Genomic DNA, 18,187 nt, shown 5'->3' with positions numbered 1-18,187 from the left:
ATTTGCAAACGCTTACACAAAGATACAAAAAATAAATATCCTTATTAACATCATAAAAATATTTAATAACGTTAAAATAACGTTATACTAAATAAATATTATCAGCTGATGTAACGAAAAGTCAATAATTTTCTAAAAAATGAAACGATAAAAAGGGAACATCTTGTTAATAAGATGTTCCCTTTGATTCAAAGATGTCATTGACAAAAAGCGGTATGGTATAAAAGGTGTAGCTGCTGTTTCGCTTCTTCTATCATATTCTGAAATAATTCTGCAACGGTCGGTAAGTCTTCGATCAGTCCAGCGATTTGGCCAGCATTAACAAATCCTTCCGCAAAGTCGCCGTCGAGCGCCCCGCGTCGATGATAATATTCTGACGTATATTCGTTGAACTTCTCCAATGTCACTCCTGCTTTCTCATATTGCAGCAATTTCTCGGCATAAGGAGTGCGCATAATTCTTCGCACCCTTCCTACTGAGCGGCCAACAATGACCGTTTCATTTTCGTCTGCGTCTGTAATTAATTGCTTGTACGCCTCATGGAATGGCGCATCTTTTGTCGCGATCAATCGCGTCCCTAATTGTACTCCTTGGGCACCAAGGGCAAAGGCAGCAAGCATTCCTCGTCCGTCACCAATTCCTCCAGCTGCAATCACCGGTACATGAACGGCCCGAACAATTTGCGGAATCAACGTCATTGTCGTCAGCTCCATACTTGAATTAATTCCTGCCGCTTCGTATCCTTCCGCGACAAGTACATCGGCTCCTGCTTCTTCTGCTTTTTTCGCCTGCTTTACCGAAGCCGTAACAACGATAACTTTCACCCCTTGTTCAGCAAATCTCGGAACGATAGGAGCCGGATTTCCCGCTGATAACGATACAACAGGTACGCGATGTTTCAACACTAACGATACCATTTCCTCTACATACGGTGTCACTTGAATCGGAATATTGACGGCAAACGGTTGATTCGTTCTTCTTTTTGTCTCAACAATGATTTCTTCCACCTCGTCAGGAGGCATCGTTCCCACCCCGATCGTTCCAAGTCCCCCTGCTTCTGAAACTGCACTCGTTAACTGGGCGTTACTAATATTCCCCATACCCCCTTGAAGAATCGGATAACGAATATTGAGTAAACGGCAAACATCATTCATTAAATTCCCACCCCGTTAAAATTGTGTTATACTTATCATAACCTTATCATACTTTAAGGAGGATGAAAATGATTTATTGTTATAATGGGAAGACTCCGAGCATTGATGATACCGTGTTTATCGCTCCCGGTGCCCATATTATTGGCGATGTCGCCATTGGAAAGGAATCAACCGTCTGGTTTAACGCTGTTTTAAGAGGGGATGAGGCTCCCATTATTGTAGGAGAACGTTGCAGCATTCAAGATAATTCGACATGTCATTTATACGAGGGATTTCCGCTTATCATTGAAGATGAAGTGACGGTCGGCCATAACGTGATTCTTCACGGATGCACGATTCGGAAACGCTCCATTATTGGAATGGGCTCGACGATTTTAGATGGGGCAGAAATTGGTGAAGAATGCATTATTGGAGCAAACACACTTATTCCTTCCGGCAAAAAAATCCCTCCTCGTTCGCTTGTCATGGGCGCACCGGGAAAAGTCGTTCGCGAAATTACTGAGAAAGACTTAGCGCTCATTCAACTCTCCATTGACTCCTATGTTCAAAAGGGAAAAGAATATCGTAAGCTGTTAGCCAATCAAAAAATACAAGATAACAAGTAAAAAACTTGTTAACAAAAAAAGCACTGCTTACATCTACAGTGCTTTTTCGCGTTGCACGATAAAAGTGTTATTCCACAATAAAAGGATGATCATATACATCATACCCTGCATCTTTTTTCTCTAATTCATTCCCATCCATAAATACCGATTCAAAGAAGCGGCTTGCTGGTTTCGCTAGTTCTTTATAATATTCGCTAAATAGCGAAGCGGCATGACTTCCCATCCACTGTTTCGGTAACAATTCTTCCGGCAACCCCGGATCGACGAATAAAAATTTCCGATATTCGTGTACAAGTTTCGTTCTCTCGACAAAACACTCAGCATCGGACATTTCCCCACGCTGGATTTTGTGTTTATCAATGATGTATTTTTGACTGTAAATAGAGATAAATTCTTCATACTTTTGATTAATGGCATCCAAATCCCAACATTTCTCGACAAGTCGCTCGTTCGTATGCGGTCCGTCATATTGAGCGATAAAAAAATCAACATATGGTTCGATCTCATATTTGTCAATTAAGTCATACACTTGTTTCTCTAAATTATTAGGGGAGATCCAGCAGCTGTTGGAAATCGTCCCGAATCCGCTCCATACAAGTTCTTTGCGCAACTCATCGCGCAAATTCCGCTTTTCTTCCGGAATCGTATAGACAAAAATCCGCCACTTTCCATCCCATTTTTCTGGTCTGATTTTATAAATCCTCTTCGCCGCTTCTTCTATGCGTTTCACGCCGCGCTCTGTTAACGAATAATAGCTTTTGTTTCCCTTTTTCTCTGCTTTTACCCATCCTTGCTTGCTCATGCGGGAAATCGCAGCGCGTACCGCTTGGTCATTATGCCCAAACTCTTTTAATAAGCGAATTAAGCTACCGATCCAAATTTGATTGCCATAATGACGGATGTAATCCCCGTAAATTGTAAAAATCATTGATCGCGTATTCATGCTCATTTTTGACACCCTTTATGTCATTTTCAAGATATAATCGTAACAAATTTTTATAACAATGACAACCCGAACGGTAAAAAAAACGTTAAATTGTTCATCGGATAAAAAAAGGAGGCCCATGACACATGAGTCTCCCTTTTCGTCATTCCCCTGTAAAACGCGGCTGTCGCTTTTCACTAAATGCCGCTAATGCTTCGAAGCGATCTTTTGTTGGAATCGTCAATTCGTATGCTTTGGCTTCAATGGCTAGCCCTGTTTGCAAGTCGACGTTCATTCCTTGTTGAATTGCATATTTCGCCTGTTGCAAGGCGATTGGGCCGTTTTTCATCATTTCATGCGCTAATGCCTCACAGCTTGGCAACAATTCGTCTTTTGTCACCACTTTTGTTAAAAGACCATATTCGTATGCTTGTTCGGCAGAAATTTTCCGCGCGGTAAAAATCAATTCTTTTGCCTTCGCTTCGCCAATTAATCTCGGCAACCGTTGCGTTCCTCCAGCTCCCGGAATAATCGCCCAGCTCACTTCCGTTAATCCCATCACCGCCTCCTTTACGGCGATGCGAAAATCGCAAGCAAGCATAAGCTCAAAACCGCCTCCAAATGCATAACCGTTTACCGCAGCAATCGTTGGCTGCGACAAATTGGCAATTGCATCGAAGACATCGCGGATTTTTTTCACGTTGCGTCGTACTTCCATGTCACTTAATGCTTTCCGTTCTTTTAGATCCGCTCCCGCGCTGAATGCTTTTTCTCCAGATCCTGTAAAAATCACAACCCGAACGTCACGGTCGATGTGAATCTGTTCAACAACCTCTCCTAACTGTTGCAATGTGGCATAATTAAAGCAGTTCATGACTTCAGGGCGATGCAGCGTGACATAGCCAATATGATTTCGCTTTTCAAACAACACGTTTGCCATTCCTGTTCTTCCCTTCATTACGAATCCATATTTTCAACAATCGTAGCGATTCCTTGCCCAACACCAATGCACATCGTAGCAAGACCGTATTTGACTCCGCGCCTTTTCATTTCATAAATGAGGGTCGTTAAAATTCGAGCACCACTTGCCCCTAGCGGATGTCCAAATGCAATCGCTCCGCCGTTCACATTCACTTTATCCCGATCAAGTTCAAGCTGTTTGATGCACTCTAATGATTGGGAAGCAAAAGCTTCATTTAATTCGACTAACCCGATATCACGGATCGTTAATCCAGACCGATTTAGTGCTTTTTTCGTTGCATAAATCGGACCAAGCCCCATGACAGCTGGCTCCAAACCAGCCACTGCCGATGTTGTATATTTCACAAGCGGCGTCATTCCAAGCTCTTTTGCTTTTTCCGCACTCATAAGCAACAAAGCGGAAGCACCGTCATTTACGCCCGAAGCGTTCCCAGCTGTCACGGTTCCACCTTCAAATAACGGGCGCAATTTTGCCAGTTTTTCTAGCGTCGTATCAGGACGAGGATGCTCATCTTTATCTACAACGACGATATTTCCTTTGCGATCATGGTACACAACCGGAACTAATTCATCGGCGAAACGATTAAGTTCGAGCGCTCTTTTTGCCTTCATTTGACTTTCATAGGCAAATTCATCTTGTGCTTCCCGGGAAATTCCATACCGTTTCGCTACATTTTCCGCTGTCTGCGGCATGCTGTCTGTTCCGTACATTTGCTGGAGCTTTGGATTAATAAACCGCCAACCGATCGTCGTATCAAACATTTCTAAATTGCCGCGCGGAAACTCTTCGTCCGGCTTTGCCATGACAAACGGTGCGCGCGTCATACTTTCCGTTCCTCCAGCAATGACAATCTCCGCCTCTCCTGTCATAATCAGCCGTGCTCCGTAATTCACCGCATCAAGACCTGAGCCGCATAACCGGTTGATGGTTGTTCCCGCTACCTCAACCGGCAATCCAGCTAAAAGCGCTGACATACGTGCCACATTCCGGTTATCCTCTCCAGCTTGATTGGCATTTCCGAGAACGACTTCTTCGATTTGCTCTAATGGGAGATTTGGGTTGCGCCCCACTAACGCTTTAATGACAATCGCCCCTAAATCATCGGGACGAACATCTTTTAACGCCCCTTTATACTTTCCAATTGGCGTTCGCACCGCATCGACAATGACGACTTCTTTCATTTATATGCGCACCTTCCTATTCTTTGTTTGTGTAATCGTAAACACCTTTTCCTGTTTTTCGCCCGAGCCGTCCTGCTTTGACATATTGCTCTAATAGCGGAGCTGGCCGATATTTCTCACCTAGCTTTTCATGCAAGTATTTTAAGTTATTCAATCGCGTGTCAAGTCCGACTAAATCCGCTAATTCAAATGGTCCCATCGGATAATTCAATCCAAGCCTAATCGCTTTATCAATCTCTTCCGGCGTCCCTATGCCTTCCTGCAGCATATAAAACGCCTCATTCCCGACCAATGCACTAATTCTACTTGTCACAAACCCCGGAAACTCGTTGACGACAACCGTTTCTTTTCCCATTTGTTCAGCCACTTGCTGAATGACTTCAGCCGTTTCATCACTTGTCTCTAACCCGCGAACAAGCTCAACGAGTTTCATTTTATGGACGGGATTAAAAAAATGCATCGCAATGACTTTTTCCGGTCGTTTCGTAAAAGAAGCGATTTCTGTTGGACTCATCGTCGAGGTATTCGTCGCAAAATAACACGACTCTGGTGCATGTTCGTCAATCGTTTCAAAAATTTGTTTTTTAATCTCTAGCTTTTCAGGAACGGCTTCAATGACTAAATCAGCTTCTTTTGCCGCCTGAATGAAATCGGTTGAATAATATAAGCGCGCTTCCGCTTCTTTCTTTAGCGTCTCAGTCAGTTTGCCGCGAGCAATGCCTTTTTCAAAAATATCAGCGATTTCTTGTTTGGCGCTCTGTAGTTGTTCTTCCTTAATATCAACAAGTGTCGTCAAAAATCCTCCAACAGCGCTGACATATGCGATGCCTCTTCCCATCACCCCTGAACCGATGACTACAATACGACGAATCATCAAAATCCTCTCCTTCTATGTTCTATCAATGAAAACGAGCACCCATCCGCGGATGAAAGTGCTCGCAAACGTAAAAGCTCTTTACACGCCGAAAGGATTGAGCGGACGGCTTCCGTAATAAGAAAGGATGCTTTTCGTTTCCGTATATAAATCGAGTGTTTCGACACAAAGTTCGCGACCGAAACCAGACTGTTTATATCCACCGAACGGCGTTCCTGGGAAGGCAGAGAATGGGCTGTTAATCATGACAATTCCGGCTTGAATTTGTTTCGCAACACGAAGTGCACGCGCATGATCTTTTGTCCAAATCGCCGAGCCTAATCCATATTCGCTATCGTTCGCTAGCTTAATGACTTCTTTTTCATCGCTGAATTTCATCACGACAACAACTGGGCCGAAAATTTCTTCTTTCACGACTTTCATTCCATGATGGACATTAGTAATAATCGTTGGTTCATACCAATACCCATTTTCAAATCCTTCGATTTTCGCTTCTTTTCCGCCAGTGACAACCGTTGCGCCATCTTGAATCGCCGATTGAACATAGCCGTCGATGACTTCTAATTGCTCACGGCTAATAATCGCACCAACATGTGTTCCTTGGTCAAATGGATTACCAAGCTTTAATTTTTTTGTTTTCTCTACAAATTTTTCCATAAATTGATCGTAAATGTTTTCATGTACATATAAACGAGAGCGTGCTTCACAAGATTGACCCGTATTATAGAAAATACCGAATAAAGCCCCATCTACAGCCGCATCGAGATCCGCATCTTCAAAAATAATGTTCGGCGATTTTCCACCAAGCTCTAACGTGACTCGTTTTAACGTTTTTGACGCCTTTTCCATAATGTCTTTGCCGACAGGAGTAGAACCGGTAAACGCGACTTTATCGACAAGCGGATGCTCTACTAAATAATTGCCGACTTCGGAACCGGAACCTGTGACAACATTGACAACCCCTTCTGGAACACCCGCTTCATGGCAAATTTCCGCAAGCACAATGCACGTCAATGGTGTTAATGAAGCCGGTTTTACAATAACAGAGCAACCGGCCGCAATCGCCGGGGCGATTTTCCACGCTGCCATCATTAATGGATAGTTCCATGGAATAATTTGTGCACATACACCGACAGGTTCTTTTTCTGTAAAGTTATGAAAAGCACCGGGCATGTTGTTGACGGTACCGCGATGACTCACGATTGCGCTTGCATAAAACTCAAAGTCTTCAATCGCCTGCATGACTTGCCCTTGTGCTGCCGAAAGTGCCTTTCCTGTATCTAAAATCTCTAATTCTACTAACTCATTAAAACGTGAGCGCATAATCGAGGCAATTTTATTTAAAATACGCGCTCGTTTGTTGACCGGGAAATGTCGCCATTTCCCATAATCAAAGGCATGGCGTGCTGCTTGAACGGCGCGTTCTGCATCTTCTTTTGTCCCTTTGGCTACTTTCGCCACCGGCTCACCCGTTGCTGGATTGTAAGTCGCAAATGTTTCGCCAGAGGAGCTTTCGGCGCGTTCACCGTTAATAATTAGATGATACATCTCACGTTTTGTTTCAAGTTTTTCCATTTTTTTCTCTTTTACCGTAGACATTCGTTACACACTCCTTTTCAATGAGTAAGATTACTTTCCTTTAAATACAGGCTGTCGCTTTTCAAAAAAGGCGCGAACTCCTTCCTGATGGTCTTCCGTAAGTCCGGCAATGCGTTGTCCATGCGCTTCTTTTTCTAAATAGTCTTCAAATGTGCAATTCCAGCTTTCACGCAAATAACGCTTAATTAACCCGATTGCTTTCGTTGGCATGTTCGCTAATCTCTGCGCAAAGCGGTGGACCTCTTCATCCCATAAATGTTCAGGAATAACGCTGGTGACAAGCCCGATTTCCTTGGCATCCTTTGCGGTGATTTTTTCTCCAAACACAGCCAACTCCAGCGCTTTCGCATGACCGACTAAACGCGGCAAATAATAAAGATTGCCCGCATCGGGAATGAGACCGACATGAATAAACGCTTCTATGAAACTGGCTTTCTCTGAGGCAAGTCTGAAATCACACGCTAACGCCAAACTCATTCCCGCCCCAGCCGCTACTCCATTAACAGCAGCCACGACTGGTTTTTCTAAACGATGAAGAAGCTTCATCATCGGGGCATAGCGTGTTCGCAAAACTTCACCGTGGTTCATCTCTTCCGTTACGCCTCCAAGATCTTCACCGGAACAAAACGATCTTCCTGCCCCTGTAATGACGAGACAACGAACCTCTTCATCGACCGAGACTTGTTTTAACGCAGCGATGATCTCTTTATTCATTTGTTCTGTAAACGCATTCAATTTATCAGGTCGGTGTAACGTGAGCCACGCAACTCGGTCGCGAACTTCATAACGGATTGTTTCGTACAACGAGCATCCCACCTTTTATCTTCCTTGGAAATGCGGTTTTCGTTTTTCGATAAATGCTCTCATTCCTTCTTTTTGATCTTCTGAAGAAAAAAGCAGATAAAAGTTTTTTCGTTCAAACTGCATGCCTTCATAAATCGAATAGTCAACAGCCTTATGAACTGCTTCTTTAATGAAGCGGACAGATAAAGGGGGTTGCTTCGCCAATTTTCTGGCAAATCGCATCGTTTCTTCAAGCAACAACTCCGGTGCGACAACGCGATTGACAATCCCTAATTCATAGGCTTCTTTGGCCGACATGCGCTCACCAGTCCAAAGCCATTCAAGCGCCTTTGTTTTGCCGATTAATTTTGTCAGTCGTTGCGTCCCCCCCGCTCCCGGCATAACACCGATATTGACTTCTGGAAAAGCAAACTCCGCCGTTTCCGAAGCAAATAAAAGGTCACAACAAAGCGCGAGCTCAAAACCTCCACCTAAAGCAAAACCGTGAACAGCCGCGATCGTTGGCTTTTTTATGAGTGCAAGACGATCCCAGTCTGCAAACTGATTCAGCAGCTCAAGGGTAATGGAATCGTCACTTGCCATTTCGTCAATATCCGCACCGGCTGCAAACGCGCGTCCCCTTCCGGTTAGCACAATGACGCGCACATCATCGTCACGGTCATGCATTTCCATAGCCTGCACAAGTTCCATCACCATGTTTCGATTCAGCGCGTTTAATACGTGAGGGCGATTCAGCTCGATAACGGCGATCTGCTCTTCGATATTTATGCGAATATACTGAAAATCATTCATTTTCGACTTCCTCACCAATCATTAACGTGACGATATCGCCCGCAAAAGACATTAAATCTTTTCCTGAGGCTTTTGCCTCGCTCGTTTTCATTGCTTCTTTGAGCGCCTCATGGCTGTCGTAATACATTTCGCATAATAAGTAGTATTCGCTATCTCCCCCCATCGGTGTGCCGACGATCTTTGTTACTTCCATTTTGCGTAAGCCAGGAATTTTCGCCGTAATCGGTGCATGTGTTTCAAAATAATGTTCATCAAATTTCTCCTTATCTTTTGGCTGTTTGTAAAGGGCAATCATTTTTACCATGTTCCTCTTCTCCTTTTCTATTTTTTATATCCACGTAGAAATTGGCTTTAAGGCTTCAAACGGATTTTTACATTGTTTGCAGTAGAAAATGCTGCGGCAAGCAGTAGGACCAAATACATTTTCGATTGTTGTATAGACGGATCCGCAGTACGGGCACTCGACATGCCATTCTCCGTTTGGTCCCATTTGTTTTGGTGGTGGAGCAATCCCAAACTCTTTTAGTTTCTCGCGCCCTTTTGCGGTAATGCGGTCAGACGTCCATGGTGGATCGTGAATAAATTTGACTGTGACTTGCTCGATTCCATCCAACTCTAAAAGAGCGCTTTCAACACGTTGACGAATGATATCAAGAGCCGGACATCCAATAAACGTAGGAAGCAGCTTGACAACGACTTCACCACTGTTCATTTGAACGTCTTCAACCATTCCTAAATCAAGAACGCTGACGGAATCAATTTCAGGATCTTTAACGAAATCGAGCCTTTCCCTTATTTTTCCCATCATGTGGCCAGCAAAGGTCATTCACATCCCTTCTTTCTTCATTAAAAGATTACCAATTTGCTAGCGAATCGAGGCGGTACACTTCTGATAATGTAGCAATGGCTTCATCTAAATCAGCGGTATGCTCGCCATTTCGGCCATTGCCACGTTTCATACCAAAATTGTTCGGCAAATTGAGATTTGTCTGTTCAAAAATAGGCTTCATCGCTTGAATCCAACGCTGTTTTAACAGGTCTTCATCTTCAATCAACCCAAATTCGGCCATTTTCTTTCCTTTGGAGCCAAGTGTCAATACACCTGCGAAATCATCCAATACTTTTGCCACGGCGTTTTTCATTCGTTCACGCGCTTCCCCTGGCGCATTTACAAGCTGGATAAACCACGTTTTCCAATGCATAAGGTGGTAGTAAAGCTCCATATTGATTTTGACTGCGACTTGCGCAAGCGGCACATACGAACAGCTCTTTAATGAATCGATGCGCACTTTTTTCGCTTGTGTATAAAAATAGTTCCTAACAACAGTAAATGCCCAATCATAGCGGGGCTCGTGTAAATAGTGACCGGAACCGTTCACCTCCTCTAACAATACCGCGTTTCGTCGCTCTGATGCTTTGCGGCCATGAGCTAAATCATCGGCGTTTCCGACTCCCATTTCTTCAAGCAATTGATAGTACATCGCCGCATGACCCATCGTATCCTGGCTAATCGAAGAGAACGCGACGTCTTCTTCGATATGTGGCGCAAGCCCAAGCCATTCCGATCCGCGATACGCAATGATAAGATCATCATCTGCCAGCTGAAACAATAGCTCAATCAGCACCTCTTTATATTCAGGATGTTGCATCAGCTCTTCTGGTTTCATGATTTTCATCGTTGAATCTCGCCCTTCCATGAAAGAATCTCTTTTTCATCGAGCATCTCTTGTTCATATTGACGCCATTTCTTTTTTAAATACCCATATCCTTTTGTCGTGCGGTAATCTTTATTATCTAACCGCTTCAACGACTCTTTTTCTTCTTGAGTCATTTGCCGGATATCTGAACGTTTGACGATCCATATATCGTAAACAGGTTCGCGCCGCATAAAATTTTCTTGTGCCATCACTAACGCAATTTCATGGTTTGGGGCAAGCAGGCTAAATTGATGTTGGAGCGGTGCTGTATCATTTTTTCTGCTAAATACTTCAAATACTTGATAAAAACCTTTTCCGCTATCACTCATTGAAATTCCCCCACTTCTCACACTGCTGCTGATTGACCACTTAACGCTTCACGAACCCAAGCGTTATTTCGATACGATAATTCTCGCAAACGAAGACGTTCTTTTGATTTTGGACCATTGTTACGAATAATTTCTTTAAATTGATTCCAGTCTGGTTGTTTATAAATCCATTTGCCTTGTTTCTTGTCAAAATACATCGTTTCATCCGGAAGCTTTAGCCCAAGCGATAAAATACGCGGCACATATTTTGTAAAGAAATCTTGCCGTAATTGTTCATTTGTTTTCGTACGAATGCGATATTTAATCGTAATGTCTTGTTTCGAAGTCCCTGTTGTGGAAGCATTATCAGGACCAAAGAACATTAATAATGCATCCCACCAGCGATTTAATGCATCTTGAATCATGTCTCTTTGCACCTTTGTTCCTTCTGCCAGCGCTAGAATAATCGATTCCCCGTGTTGGGCATGAAAGACTTCTTCCGCACAAATTCGCTTTAATGCGCGCGCGTAGGGACCATAAGAAGCGTCAAGCATATTCGTCTGCGTAATGATGGCAGCCCCATCGACAAGCCAACCGATTAAACCGGCATCTGCCCAAGTCGGCGCAGGCATATGGAACACATTATGAAACTTCAAATCTCCTTTAAATAAGTCTTGCATAATTTCCTCGCGCGTTTTTCCAAGCGGTGCCATTAAATCTTCCGCGACACGGAGAAGAAGCTGTCCATGCCCCATCTCATCCTGTACTTTCGCCATAATTCCAAGTTTTCTCCGCAGCGAAGGCGCTTTCGGAACCCATTCCTTCTCCGGAAGCGCTCCCATAATTTCGCTAATGCCATGCATCGCAATCAGCTTAACTAACGTCATACGATACTCTTCCGGCATCCAGTCATCAGCTTCAATTTTTTCTCCCGCTTCAATTCTTTCCATAAACTGTTTATATTTTTCTTCTTCTGATAAGCGCTCAAACGATGTCATAACAGGCATTTCATCTTGCCCCCTAATTATATTATATAACGTTTATTTAACGTAATTATAAAATAATGTTATAAATATTGCAATCATGAAAATCATCAGACCGTGATAATTTTCTACAATGTCGCTTTCTCTTTGCGATAATCAACCACACGAATCGCCTTTCCCTCCGAACGAGGAAGCGCTTTCGGGGCATGTACCTTCACATCAATAGAAACAAGACAATAATTTTTTAATAAATGGTGCACTCTTTTTTCTAATAAACCGATACGTTCATCGTTTAAATTGCCACCGATTTCTTGATAAAACCGCTCGTTCACTTCCACTTGCAATTCAACCACATCGAGCGTCCCTTTTCGGAAAAGATGGACTTGATAGTGCGGAGCAAGCTCTGAAACCGTTAATAAGCAATGTTCAATTTCGGATGGGAACACATTGACGCCGCGAACGATTAACATATCATCGACACGCCCTTTGACCCGTGACATCCTCGTCGTTGTTCGCCCGCATTTACATGGTTCTCTCGTAATGGAAGCAATATCACCGGTTCGATAACGAATGACCGGAAACGCCTCCTTTGTCAAGCTCGTAAATACTAACTCTCCTTCTTCTCCATCAGCAACCGGCTCAAGCGTATGCGGGTTAATGACCTCAACAAAGAAATGATCCTCAGCAATATGGAGCCCATTTTGCGCTTCATGACATTCTATTGCCACTCCGGGCCCAATCACTTCGCTCAACCCGTAAATATCACATGCTTTAATAGCAAGCTCTTGCTCTAACGTCCTCCGCATTTCTTCCGACCATGGTTCTGCCCCAAAAATGCCGTATTTTAATGAGGTACGACGCGGATCTTTTCCGAGTTCTTTCATTCGCTCAGCAATGTTTAAAACGTAAGAAGGGGTGCCGCAAATGACGTCCGGCTGAAAATCTTCGATTAACATCACTTGTCGATCGGTATTTCCTCCCGATACAGGTACCGTCACCATGCCTAATCGTTCGCTGCCATAGTGCAAGCCAAGCCCACCCGTAAACAATCCATAACCATAGGCATTATGCAATACATTCCCCGGCTCCCCGCCGGCAATCGCAATCGCACGCGCAACAATATTTGCCCAGTTATTAATGTCGTTTTTTGTATACGCTACTACCGTCGGCTTCCCGCTCGTTCCGCTGGACGCATGGACACGGACACATGCTTTTAAATCAACCGCCAGCAAACCAAACGGGTAATTGTCGCGCAAATCTTTTTTCGTCGTAAATGGAAGCTTTCGAACATCTTCGAGCGAACGAATTTGTTCCGGTTCAACGCGAAGTTCTGTCAGCTTTTTCCGGTAAAACGGTACATTCTCGTATACTCGTTTGACGGTTTGGCACAGCCTCTCCAACTGCAATGTTTCCATTTCGCATCTTGAAGACGTTTCGATATCATGTAAAATCATTCTCCCATCCCCTTTTAAAACGCTTTCATTTTGTTTGAAGAAATAAAATTTTATTACGTTTATATTACGTAATAAAATTTTATCATCATACTAAAGTTAAAAATATCGTTAATATTCCAAATTGTCAACCGTTTTATTGTTAATTCATATAAAAAGAGAATTCTTATTTACCAAATGTGTAGGTTCAATGAATCCACCTTTCAAAATGTCTCGATGCTTCCACAACAAAAGTTTCCTTGCATTAAAGTGTCCCTTTCATGCTTGTGTTCGTTTTGACAAGCTTTCTAAGTAAGGAGGACAGTTGGCTCCGCATAAGAATGTTTATCAACAAAATAAAAAACGTTTGGTTTTTTATATTTCCAAACGTTTTTTTATTCGATCCCTACATCCTGTAAATCCATTGTTTTTATTGCTCGTCATTCTTAAAAATATCTTGATATACATTTTGTTTTAAATAAACGTATTGTCTTTCATTCGTATCTAAGAATGCTTCTTCTCGACTCGAAGGGACATCCATATACTCAATTGCTTCCGAAAATTGAGACTCTGTCAAACCGTAACGCTGACCGTCGATTTGATTGTAAAAATGCCAGCCTTCATGAGTCTTCGTTTTCATCATTTCTCCGCCTAATAAATCGTTAACCACTAACGCAGTTACTCCCCCTGTCCCTTTGCCAGGTTCTCGGGAGTCCATTTAGAGCTTGATTCAATGGACCAGACTTTCATTAAAACATTTTTATTTCCAGTATCTTTGGCTTCTAGATCATTCATGGGCTATTCCTCTCTTTCTCTTGGAAGCATATCAATCTCTTTTTCATAATCCGATTTCTTATCGAACATTTCTCCTTGTTTTAGTTAAAAGACATGATCCCTTTGTTTTAGTGATAATGATAGTTCAAGTCTATTCACATTTACTTTAACGTTTGTACTCCCTATCACAGCTAATTATGAAAAAGCGTCTTGTGATATCGAACAAAGCGCCTGCTCTAAGTCTTGCCAAATATCTTCCCATGCCTCAAGTCCAACCGATAAGCGGATCAATTGATCGCTAATGCCCATGCTCTTTCTGATTTCCTCCGGCACAACGGCGTGAGTCATCGTAGCGGGGTGCTGAATGAGTGTTTCCGTATCGCCCAAGCTTACTGCAATTTTGATAAGTTGAAGACGGTTTAAAAAGCGCTGAACATCTTGTTTTGTGCCTTTGATTTCAAAAGAAACGAGACCTCCGCCACGCTTCATTTGTTTTTGGCAAATTCGATAATCTGGATTGTCTGGATCGTTCGGGTAATAGACTTTGGATACAAGCGGATGCTTTTTTAATAGTTGTGCAATTTTTTCGGCGTTTGCACAATGACGATCCATTCTCACGGGCAATGTTTTTATCCCTCTTAATAATAACCAAGCATCAAACGGGGAGATGATTCCACCGATATCTTTTTGTGTTGTCTTTGCAACTTCCTCCATCAACTCCTTCCTTCCAACCGCAATACCAGCAACGACATCACCGTGACCGCCAATATATTTCGTCGCGCTATGAACGACGACATCACATCCAAGCGACAGCGGTTTTTGCAAGTACGGAGAACAAAACGTATTATCTACAACGACTTTAATCCCATGCTCTTTAACTGTCCTTACGATCATTTCTAAATCAATTAGTTTCATTGTTGGATTAATCGGAGTTTCTACATAAATACAAACCGTTTCTGGACGAATGAGACGACAAATCTCTTCTTCTGTTTCCATCGAACAAAAATCGTGCGAAATGTTATATTTCTTGTTTAAAAACTGCAATAAGCCGAATGTACATCCGTATACTCCTTGTGAACAAATGATATGGTCATTCGCTTTCGTTAAGGCAAACAGTACAGCCGACACCGCCGCCATTCCCGAACCGAACGCTAGCGCTGCCTCTCCACCTTCTAAACATGCCATTTTCTCTTCAAGAGCTCGTGTAGTCGGATTAGCTAACCGTGAATAAATATAGCCTTCCTCTTGTCCTGCAAAACGAGCTTCCCCCTGTTCGGCCGTATCAAACGTAAACGTCGACGTTTGAAAAATCGGGACTGACAGACTCCCAAGATGTTGAGTTGTATCATATCCATGATGAATCACTAACGTCTCAAATTGTTTTTCAGCACCTCTCATAAAAACCCTCCCTTATATTCAGTATATCCCCTGTACAACCTCATTGTGTAAACGTTTTCAAAACTATTCCGAAAAACTAAGTTAAAAAATTGTAGAATGAATCAGGCGTTTTTTCTCAAGTCCTAATAAAAATCATTCGTGTAATAGCATTTTCATCGTTTAATCAACAGGTCTCTTCCCTCATGTGTGAAGATCCGCCGGACAGCAATGACTTTCAAAAAAAAAACACATGCTCCTTGGAGTGTGATGGACGCATGTGCTTTCCCCGTGGAGGTGCTTGCCACCCCTAGATAACGGATTCCCCCTGGTATTACGAAAGTATTTCGTTTCCAGTCATGCTTTACGCAAATATTGCATTGAGGCCAATTCAAGAAACAAGCGGATTGAGCGCTTGGACAAGAGCGTTCTTTCTCAAAAAGGAAGCAAGATACACATTATAATATGACAAAAAAGGCCTGCCAAAAAGTCTTTGATTCTGTTAGACTTTTTACAGACCTTGAATCGTTTTGCAAATTCAGATTTTCATAATTCCTCCCGTACTTGCTGATGTGACAAGTTTAGAGTAACGAGCAAGATATCCTGTTTTCACTTTTGGTTCGAATCCTTTCCATTCTGCTTTCCGTTTTTCCCATTCTTCTTGGGAAATTTGCACATCAATCGTACGGTTATTAATGTCAATAACAATATAGTCACCGTCTTCAACAAATGCGATTGGTCCGCCTTCTGCTGCCTCCGGTGATACGTGTCCGATCGATAAACCGCGAGAAGCACCGGAGAAACGTCCGTCCGTTACAAGTGCCACTTTTGGTCCAAGTCCCATCCCAACGATTTGTGAAGTCGGTGCAAGCATTTCCGGCATGCCTGGCCCGCCTTTTGGCCCTTCGTAGCGGATGATGACAACATGTCCCGGCTGCACTTTTCCGCTTGCAATACCTTCTAACGCTTCTTCCTGGGAATCGAACACAATCGCCGGACCTTCGTGACGTGTAATTCCTCCTTGAATCCCGCCCGTCTTAATAATCGCTCCATCTGGAGCAAGGTTTCCAAATAAAACAGCAAGTCCACCTTTTTCAGAATACGGATTGTCAATTGGACGAATGACATGATAGTCTTTTACTTCACAGCCAGTAATGTTTTCACCCAATGTTTTTCCTGTCACTGTGATCGCATCAAGATGGAGAGTACCTTCTTTTTTCGCTAGCTCGTTTAAGACAGCAGATACCCCGCCTGCTTCATGCAAATCTTCAATATGAACATCCGATGCCGGTGCCAGTTTGGCAAGATGCGGAACACGCGCCGCTACTTCGTTAATTCGTTCAAGCGGATAGTCGATCCCTGCCTCGTTGGCAATCGCTAATGTATGTAGTACTGTATTAGTCGATCCACCCAGTGCCATGTCAAGGGCAAACGCATTATCGATCGCCTTCTCTGTGACGATGTCACGCGGTTTTATATCATTCTCAATTAAATACATGAGCTGTTTCGCAGAACGTCTTACTAGTTCCTTACGCTTTGGATCAATGGCTAAAATCGTGCCGTTTCCAGGTAAAGCAAGACCTAGTGCTTCAGCAAGACAGTTCATTGAATTGGCTGTGAACATTCCCGAACATGAACCACACGTTGGACAACCGTATTGCTCTAATTCTTGAAGACCTTTTTCATCAATTTTACCAGCTTGATAGGCTCCTACACCTTCAAACACCGATGAAAGAGAAATTTTCCGTCCATCGCTTGTAACTCCAGCTTTCATCGGGCCACCGCTAACGAAAATCGTTGGAATGTTTAAACGCATGGCCGCCATCATCATACCTGGAGTAATTTTGTCACAGTTCGGAATACATACCATGCCATCAAACCAGTGAGCAGATACAACGGTTTCTACTGAATCAGCAATAATTTCGCGGCTCGGTAATGAATAGCGCATTCCAATATGCCCCATGGCAATACCATCGTCTACACCGATTGTGTTCATTTCAAACGGTACTCCGCCTGCTTCGCGAATCGCTTCTTTTACAATCTTCCCAAATTCTTGTAGATGGACATGTCCGGGAATAATATCAATATATGAGTTCACAACCGCAATAAACGGTTTATTAAAATCCTCTTCTTTAACGCCGGCAGCACGCAGCAAGCTTCGATGTGGTGCCCGATCAAATCCTTTTTTAATCATATTACTGCGCAGTTCTTTCAACATGAATCCCCCCAAAAAAATTCTATTAATTTAAATTTTTTTAATATTGTAACACTATTTAAAATAAATTTATAGTTTTAATCATATTTCTTCCATCAAATTTGGGACTCTTCACCACGGATGGATTTCTCCACCGATCGCAAAGGCAAATAAATATTACAATTTCACCGCTTTTTCACCATTCAGAATTACAGCGTTTCCCGACAGTCACTACATCACTGTCTCAAAGTGGGGATATCCACTTTCATAGTTAATTTGGAAATTCACTTAAGATGAACAATATGGGTAGACTGCTTTCAATCATGCAGATCATGGCGAAACTTGACGTCAAACAAAAGGCTCCCAACCTCAATGTGGAGATCAAACCACTTTTTCATAAATAGTTCTGTTCTTAAAATAAATCGAAAAACAGAAGCATATTTACGCCCCAAACCGATACAATAGGTCTTGACAATCATTTTGTTTCCATAGATAATGTTCAAAAAAATCA

The 18,187-nt window shown here is 42.8% G+C and carries 17 protein-coding genes and 1 pseudogene; 1 reads left to right on the top strand and 17 read right to left on the bottom strand.

From position 1 onward, the window contains the following. Positions 1 to 197: 197 nt before the first annotated feature. Positions 198 to 1,154, bottom strand: coding sequence for an NAD(P)H-dependent flavin oxidoreductase (locus HNR31_RS09580; protein ID WP_181556016.1), 957 nt, complete (start codon positions 1,152 to 1,154; stop codon positions 198 to 200). Between the two features lie 68 nt (positions 1,155 to 1,222). Here HNR31_RS09580 and HNR31_RS09575 point away from each other — a divergent pair, with 68 nt between their 5' ends. Beyond that, positions 1,223 to 1,759 carry a gamma carbonic anhydrase family protein gene (locus HNR31_RS09575; RefSeq protein WP_181556015.1) on the top strand — a complete coding sequence of 179 codons (537 nt, stop codon included), beginning with the start codon at positions 1,223 to 1,225 and terminating at the stop codon, positions 1,757 to 1,759. A 67-nt stretch (positions 1,760 to 1,826) separates the two neighbouring features. Here the strand turns inward: HNR31_RS09575 and paaX are convergent, their stop codons facing one another. The 16 genes and pseudogenes from paaX to ilvD all read right to left on the bottom strand — a co-directional run bounded on the left by paaX (position 1,827) and on the right by ilvD (position 17,700). Then, positions 1,827 to 2,702 (bottom strand): phenylacetic acid degradation operon negative regulatory protein PaaX, encoded by an 876-nt coding sequence (paaX, locus tag HNR31_RS09570; protein WP_181556120.1) that lies wholly within the window; start codon positions 2,700 to 2,702, stop codon positions 1,827 to 1,829. A 145-nt stretch (positions 2,703 to 2,847) separates the two neighbouring features. After that, the gene (locus HNR31_RS09565; RefSeq protein WP_181556014.1) at positions 2,848 to 3,624 is read right to left on the bottom strand and encodes an enoyl-CoA hydratase-related protein; all 777 of its coding nucleotides are present in this window, start codon (positions 3,622 to 3,624) and stop codon (positions 2,848 to 2,850) included. Positions 3,625 to 3,641: 17 nt separating this feature from the next. Then, on the bottom strand, positions 3,642 to 4,847 hold the full coding sequence (locus HNR31_RS09560; protein WP_181556013.1) for a thiolase family protein: 1,206 nt from the start codon (positions 4,845 to 4,847) through the stop codon (positions 3,642 to 3,644). A gap of 16 nt (positions 4,848 to 4,863) precedes the next feature. After that, entirely contained in the window at positions 4,864 to 5,721 is an 858-nt protein-coding gene (locus HNR31_RS09555; protein WP_181556012.1) for a 3-hydroxyacyl-CoA dehydrogenase, read from the bottom strand. A gap of 81 nt (positions 5,722 to 5,802) precedes the next feature. After that, positions 5,803 to 7,320, bottom strand: a complete 1,518-nt coding sequence (locus HNR31_RS09550) for an aldehyde dehydrogenase family protein (RefSeq protein WP_181556011.1) — start codon at positions 7,318 to 7,320, stop codon at positions 5,803 to 5,805. A 30-nt stretch (positions 7,321 to 7,350) separates the two neighbouring features. Then, complete coding sequence (locus tag HNR31_RS09545; RefSeq protein WP_181556010.1) at positions 7,351 to 8,124, bottom strand: enoyl-CoA hydratase-related protein; 774 nt, start codon at positions 8,122 to 8,124, stop codon at positions 7,351 to 7,353. Positions 8,125 to 8,139: 15 nt separating this feature from the next. Next, positions 8,140 to 8,916 carry an enoyl-CoA hydratase/isomerase family protein gene (locus HNR31_RS09540; RefSeq protein ID WP_181556009.1) on the bottom strand — a complete coding sequence of 259 codons (777 nt, stop codon included), beginning with the start codon at positions 8,914 to 8,916 and terminating at the stop codon, positions 8,140 to 8,142. Continuing rightward, a complete protein-coding gene (locus tag HNR31_RS09535) occupies positions 8,909 to 9,220 on the bottom strand; it encodes an EthD family reductase (RefSeq protein WP_181556008.1) in 312 nt (103 codons plus the stop codon). Before HNR31_RS09535 ends, HNR31_RS09540 begins: the two co-directional genes overlap by 8 nt. Before the next feature lie 24 nt (positions 9,221 to 9,244). Further along, positions 9,245 to 9,742: a 1,2-phenylacetyl-CoA epoxidase subunit PaaD gene (gene paaD / locus HNR31_RS09530; protein ID WP_228485675.1), complete on the bottom strand. Its 498-nt coding sequence runs from the start codon at positions 9,740 to 9,742 to the stop codon at positions 9,245 to 9,247. A 28-nt stretch (positions 9,743 to 9,770) separates the two neighbouring features. Then, the gene (gene paaC / locus HNR31_RS09525; RefSeq protein WP_181556007.1) at positions 9,771 to 10,613 is read right to left on the bottom strand and encodes a 1,2-phenylacetyl-CoA epoxidase subunit PaaC; all 843 of its coding nucleotides are present in this window, start codon (positions 10,611 to 10,613) and stop codon (positions 9,771 to 9,773) included. Then, the gene (paaB, locus tag HNR31_RS09520; protein ID WP_181556006.1) at positions 10,589 to 10,942 is read right to left on the bottom strand and encodes a 1,2-phenylacetyl-CoA epoxidase subunit PaaB; all 354 of its coding nucleotides are present in this window, start codon (positions 10,940 to 10,942) and stop codon (positions 10,589 to 10,591) included. Before paaB ends, paaC begins: the two co-directional genes overlap by 25 nt. A 17-nt stretch (positions 10,943 to 10,959) precedes the next feature. Continuing rightward, positions 10,960 to 11,928: a 1,2-phenylacetyl-CoA epoxidase subunit PaaA gene (paaA, locus tag HNR31_RS09515; RefSeq protein ID WP_181556005.1), complete on the bottom strand. Its 969-nt coding sequence runs from the start codon at positions 11,926 to 11,928 to the stop codon at positions 10,960 to 10,962. A gap of 104 nt (positions 11,929 to 12,032) precedes the next feature. After that, positions 12,033 to 13,358 carry a phenylacetate--CoA ligase PaaK gene (paaK, locus tag HNR31_RS09510; protein ID WP_181556004.1) on the bottom strand — a complete coding sequence of 442 codons (1,326 nt, stop codon included), beginning with the start codon at positions 13,356 to 13,358 and terminating at the stop codon, positions 12,033 to 12,035. Between the two features lie 406 nt (positions 13,359 to 13,764). Beyond that, a pseudogene (locus tag HNR31_RS09505) lies at positions 13,765 to 14,129 on the bottom strand (YunG family protein). Between the two features lie 174 nt (positions 14,130 to 14,303). Continuing rightward, entirely contained in the window at positions 14,304 to 15,506 is a 1,203-nt protein-coding gene (gene megL, locus HNR31_RS09500; protein ID WP_181556003.1) for a methionine gamma-lyase, read from the bottom strand. Positions 15,507 to 16,020: 514 nt separating this feature from the next. Continuing rightward, positions 16,021 to 17,700 (bottom strand): dihydroxy-acid dehydratase, encoded by a 1,680-nt coding sequence (gene ilvD / locus HNR31_RS09495; RefSeq protein ID WP_258561043.1) that lies wholly within the window; start codon positions 17,698 to 17,700, stop codon positions 16,021 to 16,023. Positions 17,701 to 18,187 lie beyond the last annotated feature (487 nt).

This window comes from Thermaerobacillus caldiproteolyticus (genome assembly GCF_013761245.1).
GTDB lineage: Bacteria > Bacillota > Bacilli > Bacillales > Anoxybacillaceae > Thermaerobacillus > Thermaerobacillus caldiproteolyticus.
Note: the sequence above shows the minus strand (reverse complement) of the source record. Positions and strands in the feature narration are given on the sequence as shown.

Bases quoted from the DNA above. Each gene is read 5' to 3' on its own strand.
- paaA (WP_181556005.1), bottom strand. From the start codon at position 11,928: ATGCCTGTTATGACATCGTTTGAGCGCTTATCAGAAGAAGAAAAATAT.
- paaK (WP_181556004.1), bottom strand. From the start codon at position 13,358: ATGATTTTACATGATATCGAAACGTCTTCAAGATGCGAAATGGAAACA.
- HNR31_RS09535 (WP_181556008.1), bottom strand. From the start codon at position 9,220: ATGGTAAAAATGATTGCCCTTTACAAACAGCCAAAAGATAAGGAGAAA.
- megL (WP_181556003.1), bottom strand. From the start codon at position 15,506: ATGAGAGGTGCTGAAAAACAATTTGAGACGTTAGTGATTCATCATGGA.
- HNR31_RS09540 (WP_181556009.1), bottom strand. From the start codon at position 8,916: ATGAATGATTTTCAGTATATTCGCATAAATATCGAAGAGCAGATCGCC.
- HNR31_RS09575 (WP_181556015.1), top strand. From the start codon at position 1,223: ATGATTTATTGTTATAATGGGAAGACTCCGAGCATTGATGATACCGTG.
- paaD (WP_228485675.1), bottom strand. From the start codon at position 9,742: ATGACCTTTGCTGGCCACATGATGGGAAAAATAAGGGAAAGGCTCGAT.
- HNR31_RS09560 (WP_181556013.1), bottom strand. From the start codon at position 4,847: ATGAAAGAAGTCGTCATTGTCGATGCGGTGCGAACGCCAATTGGAAAG.
- HNR31_RS09565 (WP_181556014.1), bottom strand. From the start codon at position 3,624: ATGGCAAACGTGTTGTTTGAAAAGCGAAATCATATTGGCTATGTCACG.
- paaB (WP_181556006.1), bottom strand. From the start codon at position 10,942: ATGAGTGATAGCGGAAAAGGTTTTTATCAAGTATTTGAAGTATTTAGC.
- ilvD (WP_258561043.1), bottom strand. From the start codon at position 17,700: ATGTTGAAAGAACTGCGCAGTAATATGATTAAAAAAGGATTTGATCGG.
- HNR31_RS09550 (WP_181556011.1), bottom strand. From the start codon at position 7,320: ATGTCTACGGTAAAAGAGAAAAAAATGGAAAAACTTGAAACAAAACGT.
- HNR31_RS09580 (WP_181556016.1), bottom strand. From the start codon at position 1,154: ATGAATGATGTTTGCCGTTTACTCAATATTCGTTATCCGATTCTTCAA.
- paaX (WP_181556120.1), bottom strand. From the start codon at position 2,702: ATGAATACGCGATCAATGATTTTTACAATTTACGGGGATTACATCCGT.
- paaC (WP_181556007.1), bottom strand. From the start codon at position 10,613: ATGGAAGGGCGAGATTCAACGATGAAAATCATGAAACCAGAAGAGCTG.
- HNR31_RS09555 (WP_181556012.1), bottom strand. From the start codon at position 5,721: ATGATTCGTCGTATTGTAGTCATCGGTTCAGGGGTGATGGGAAGAGGC.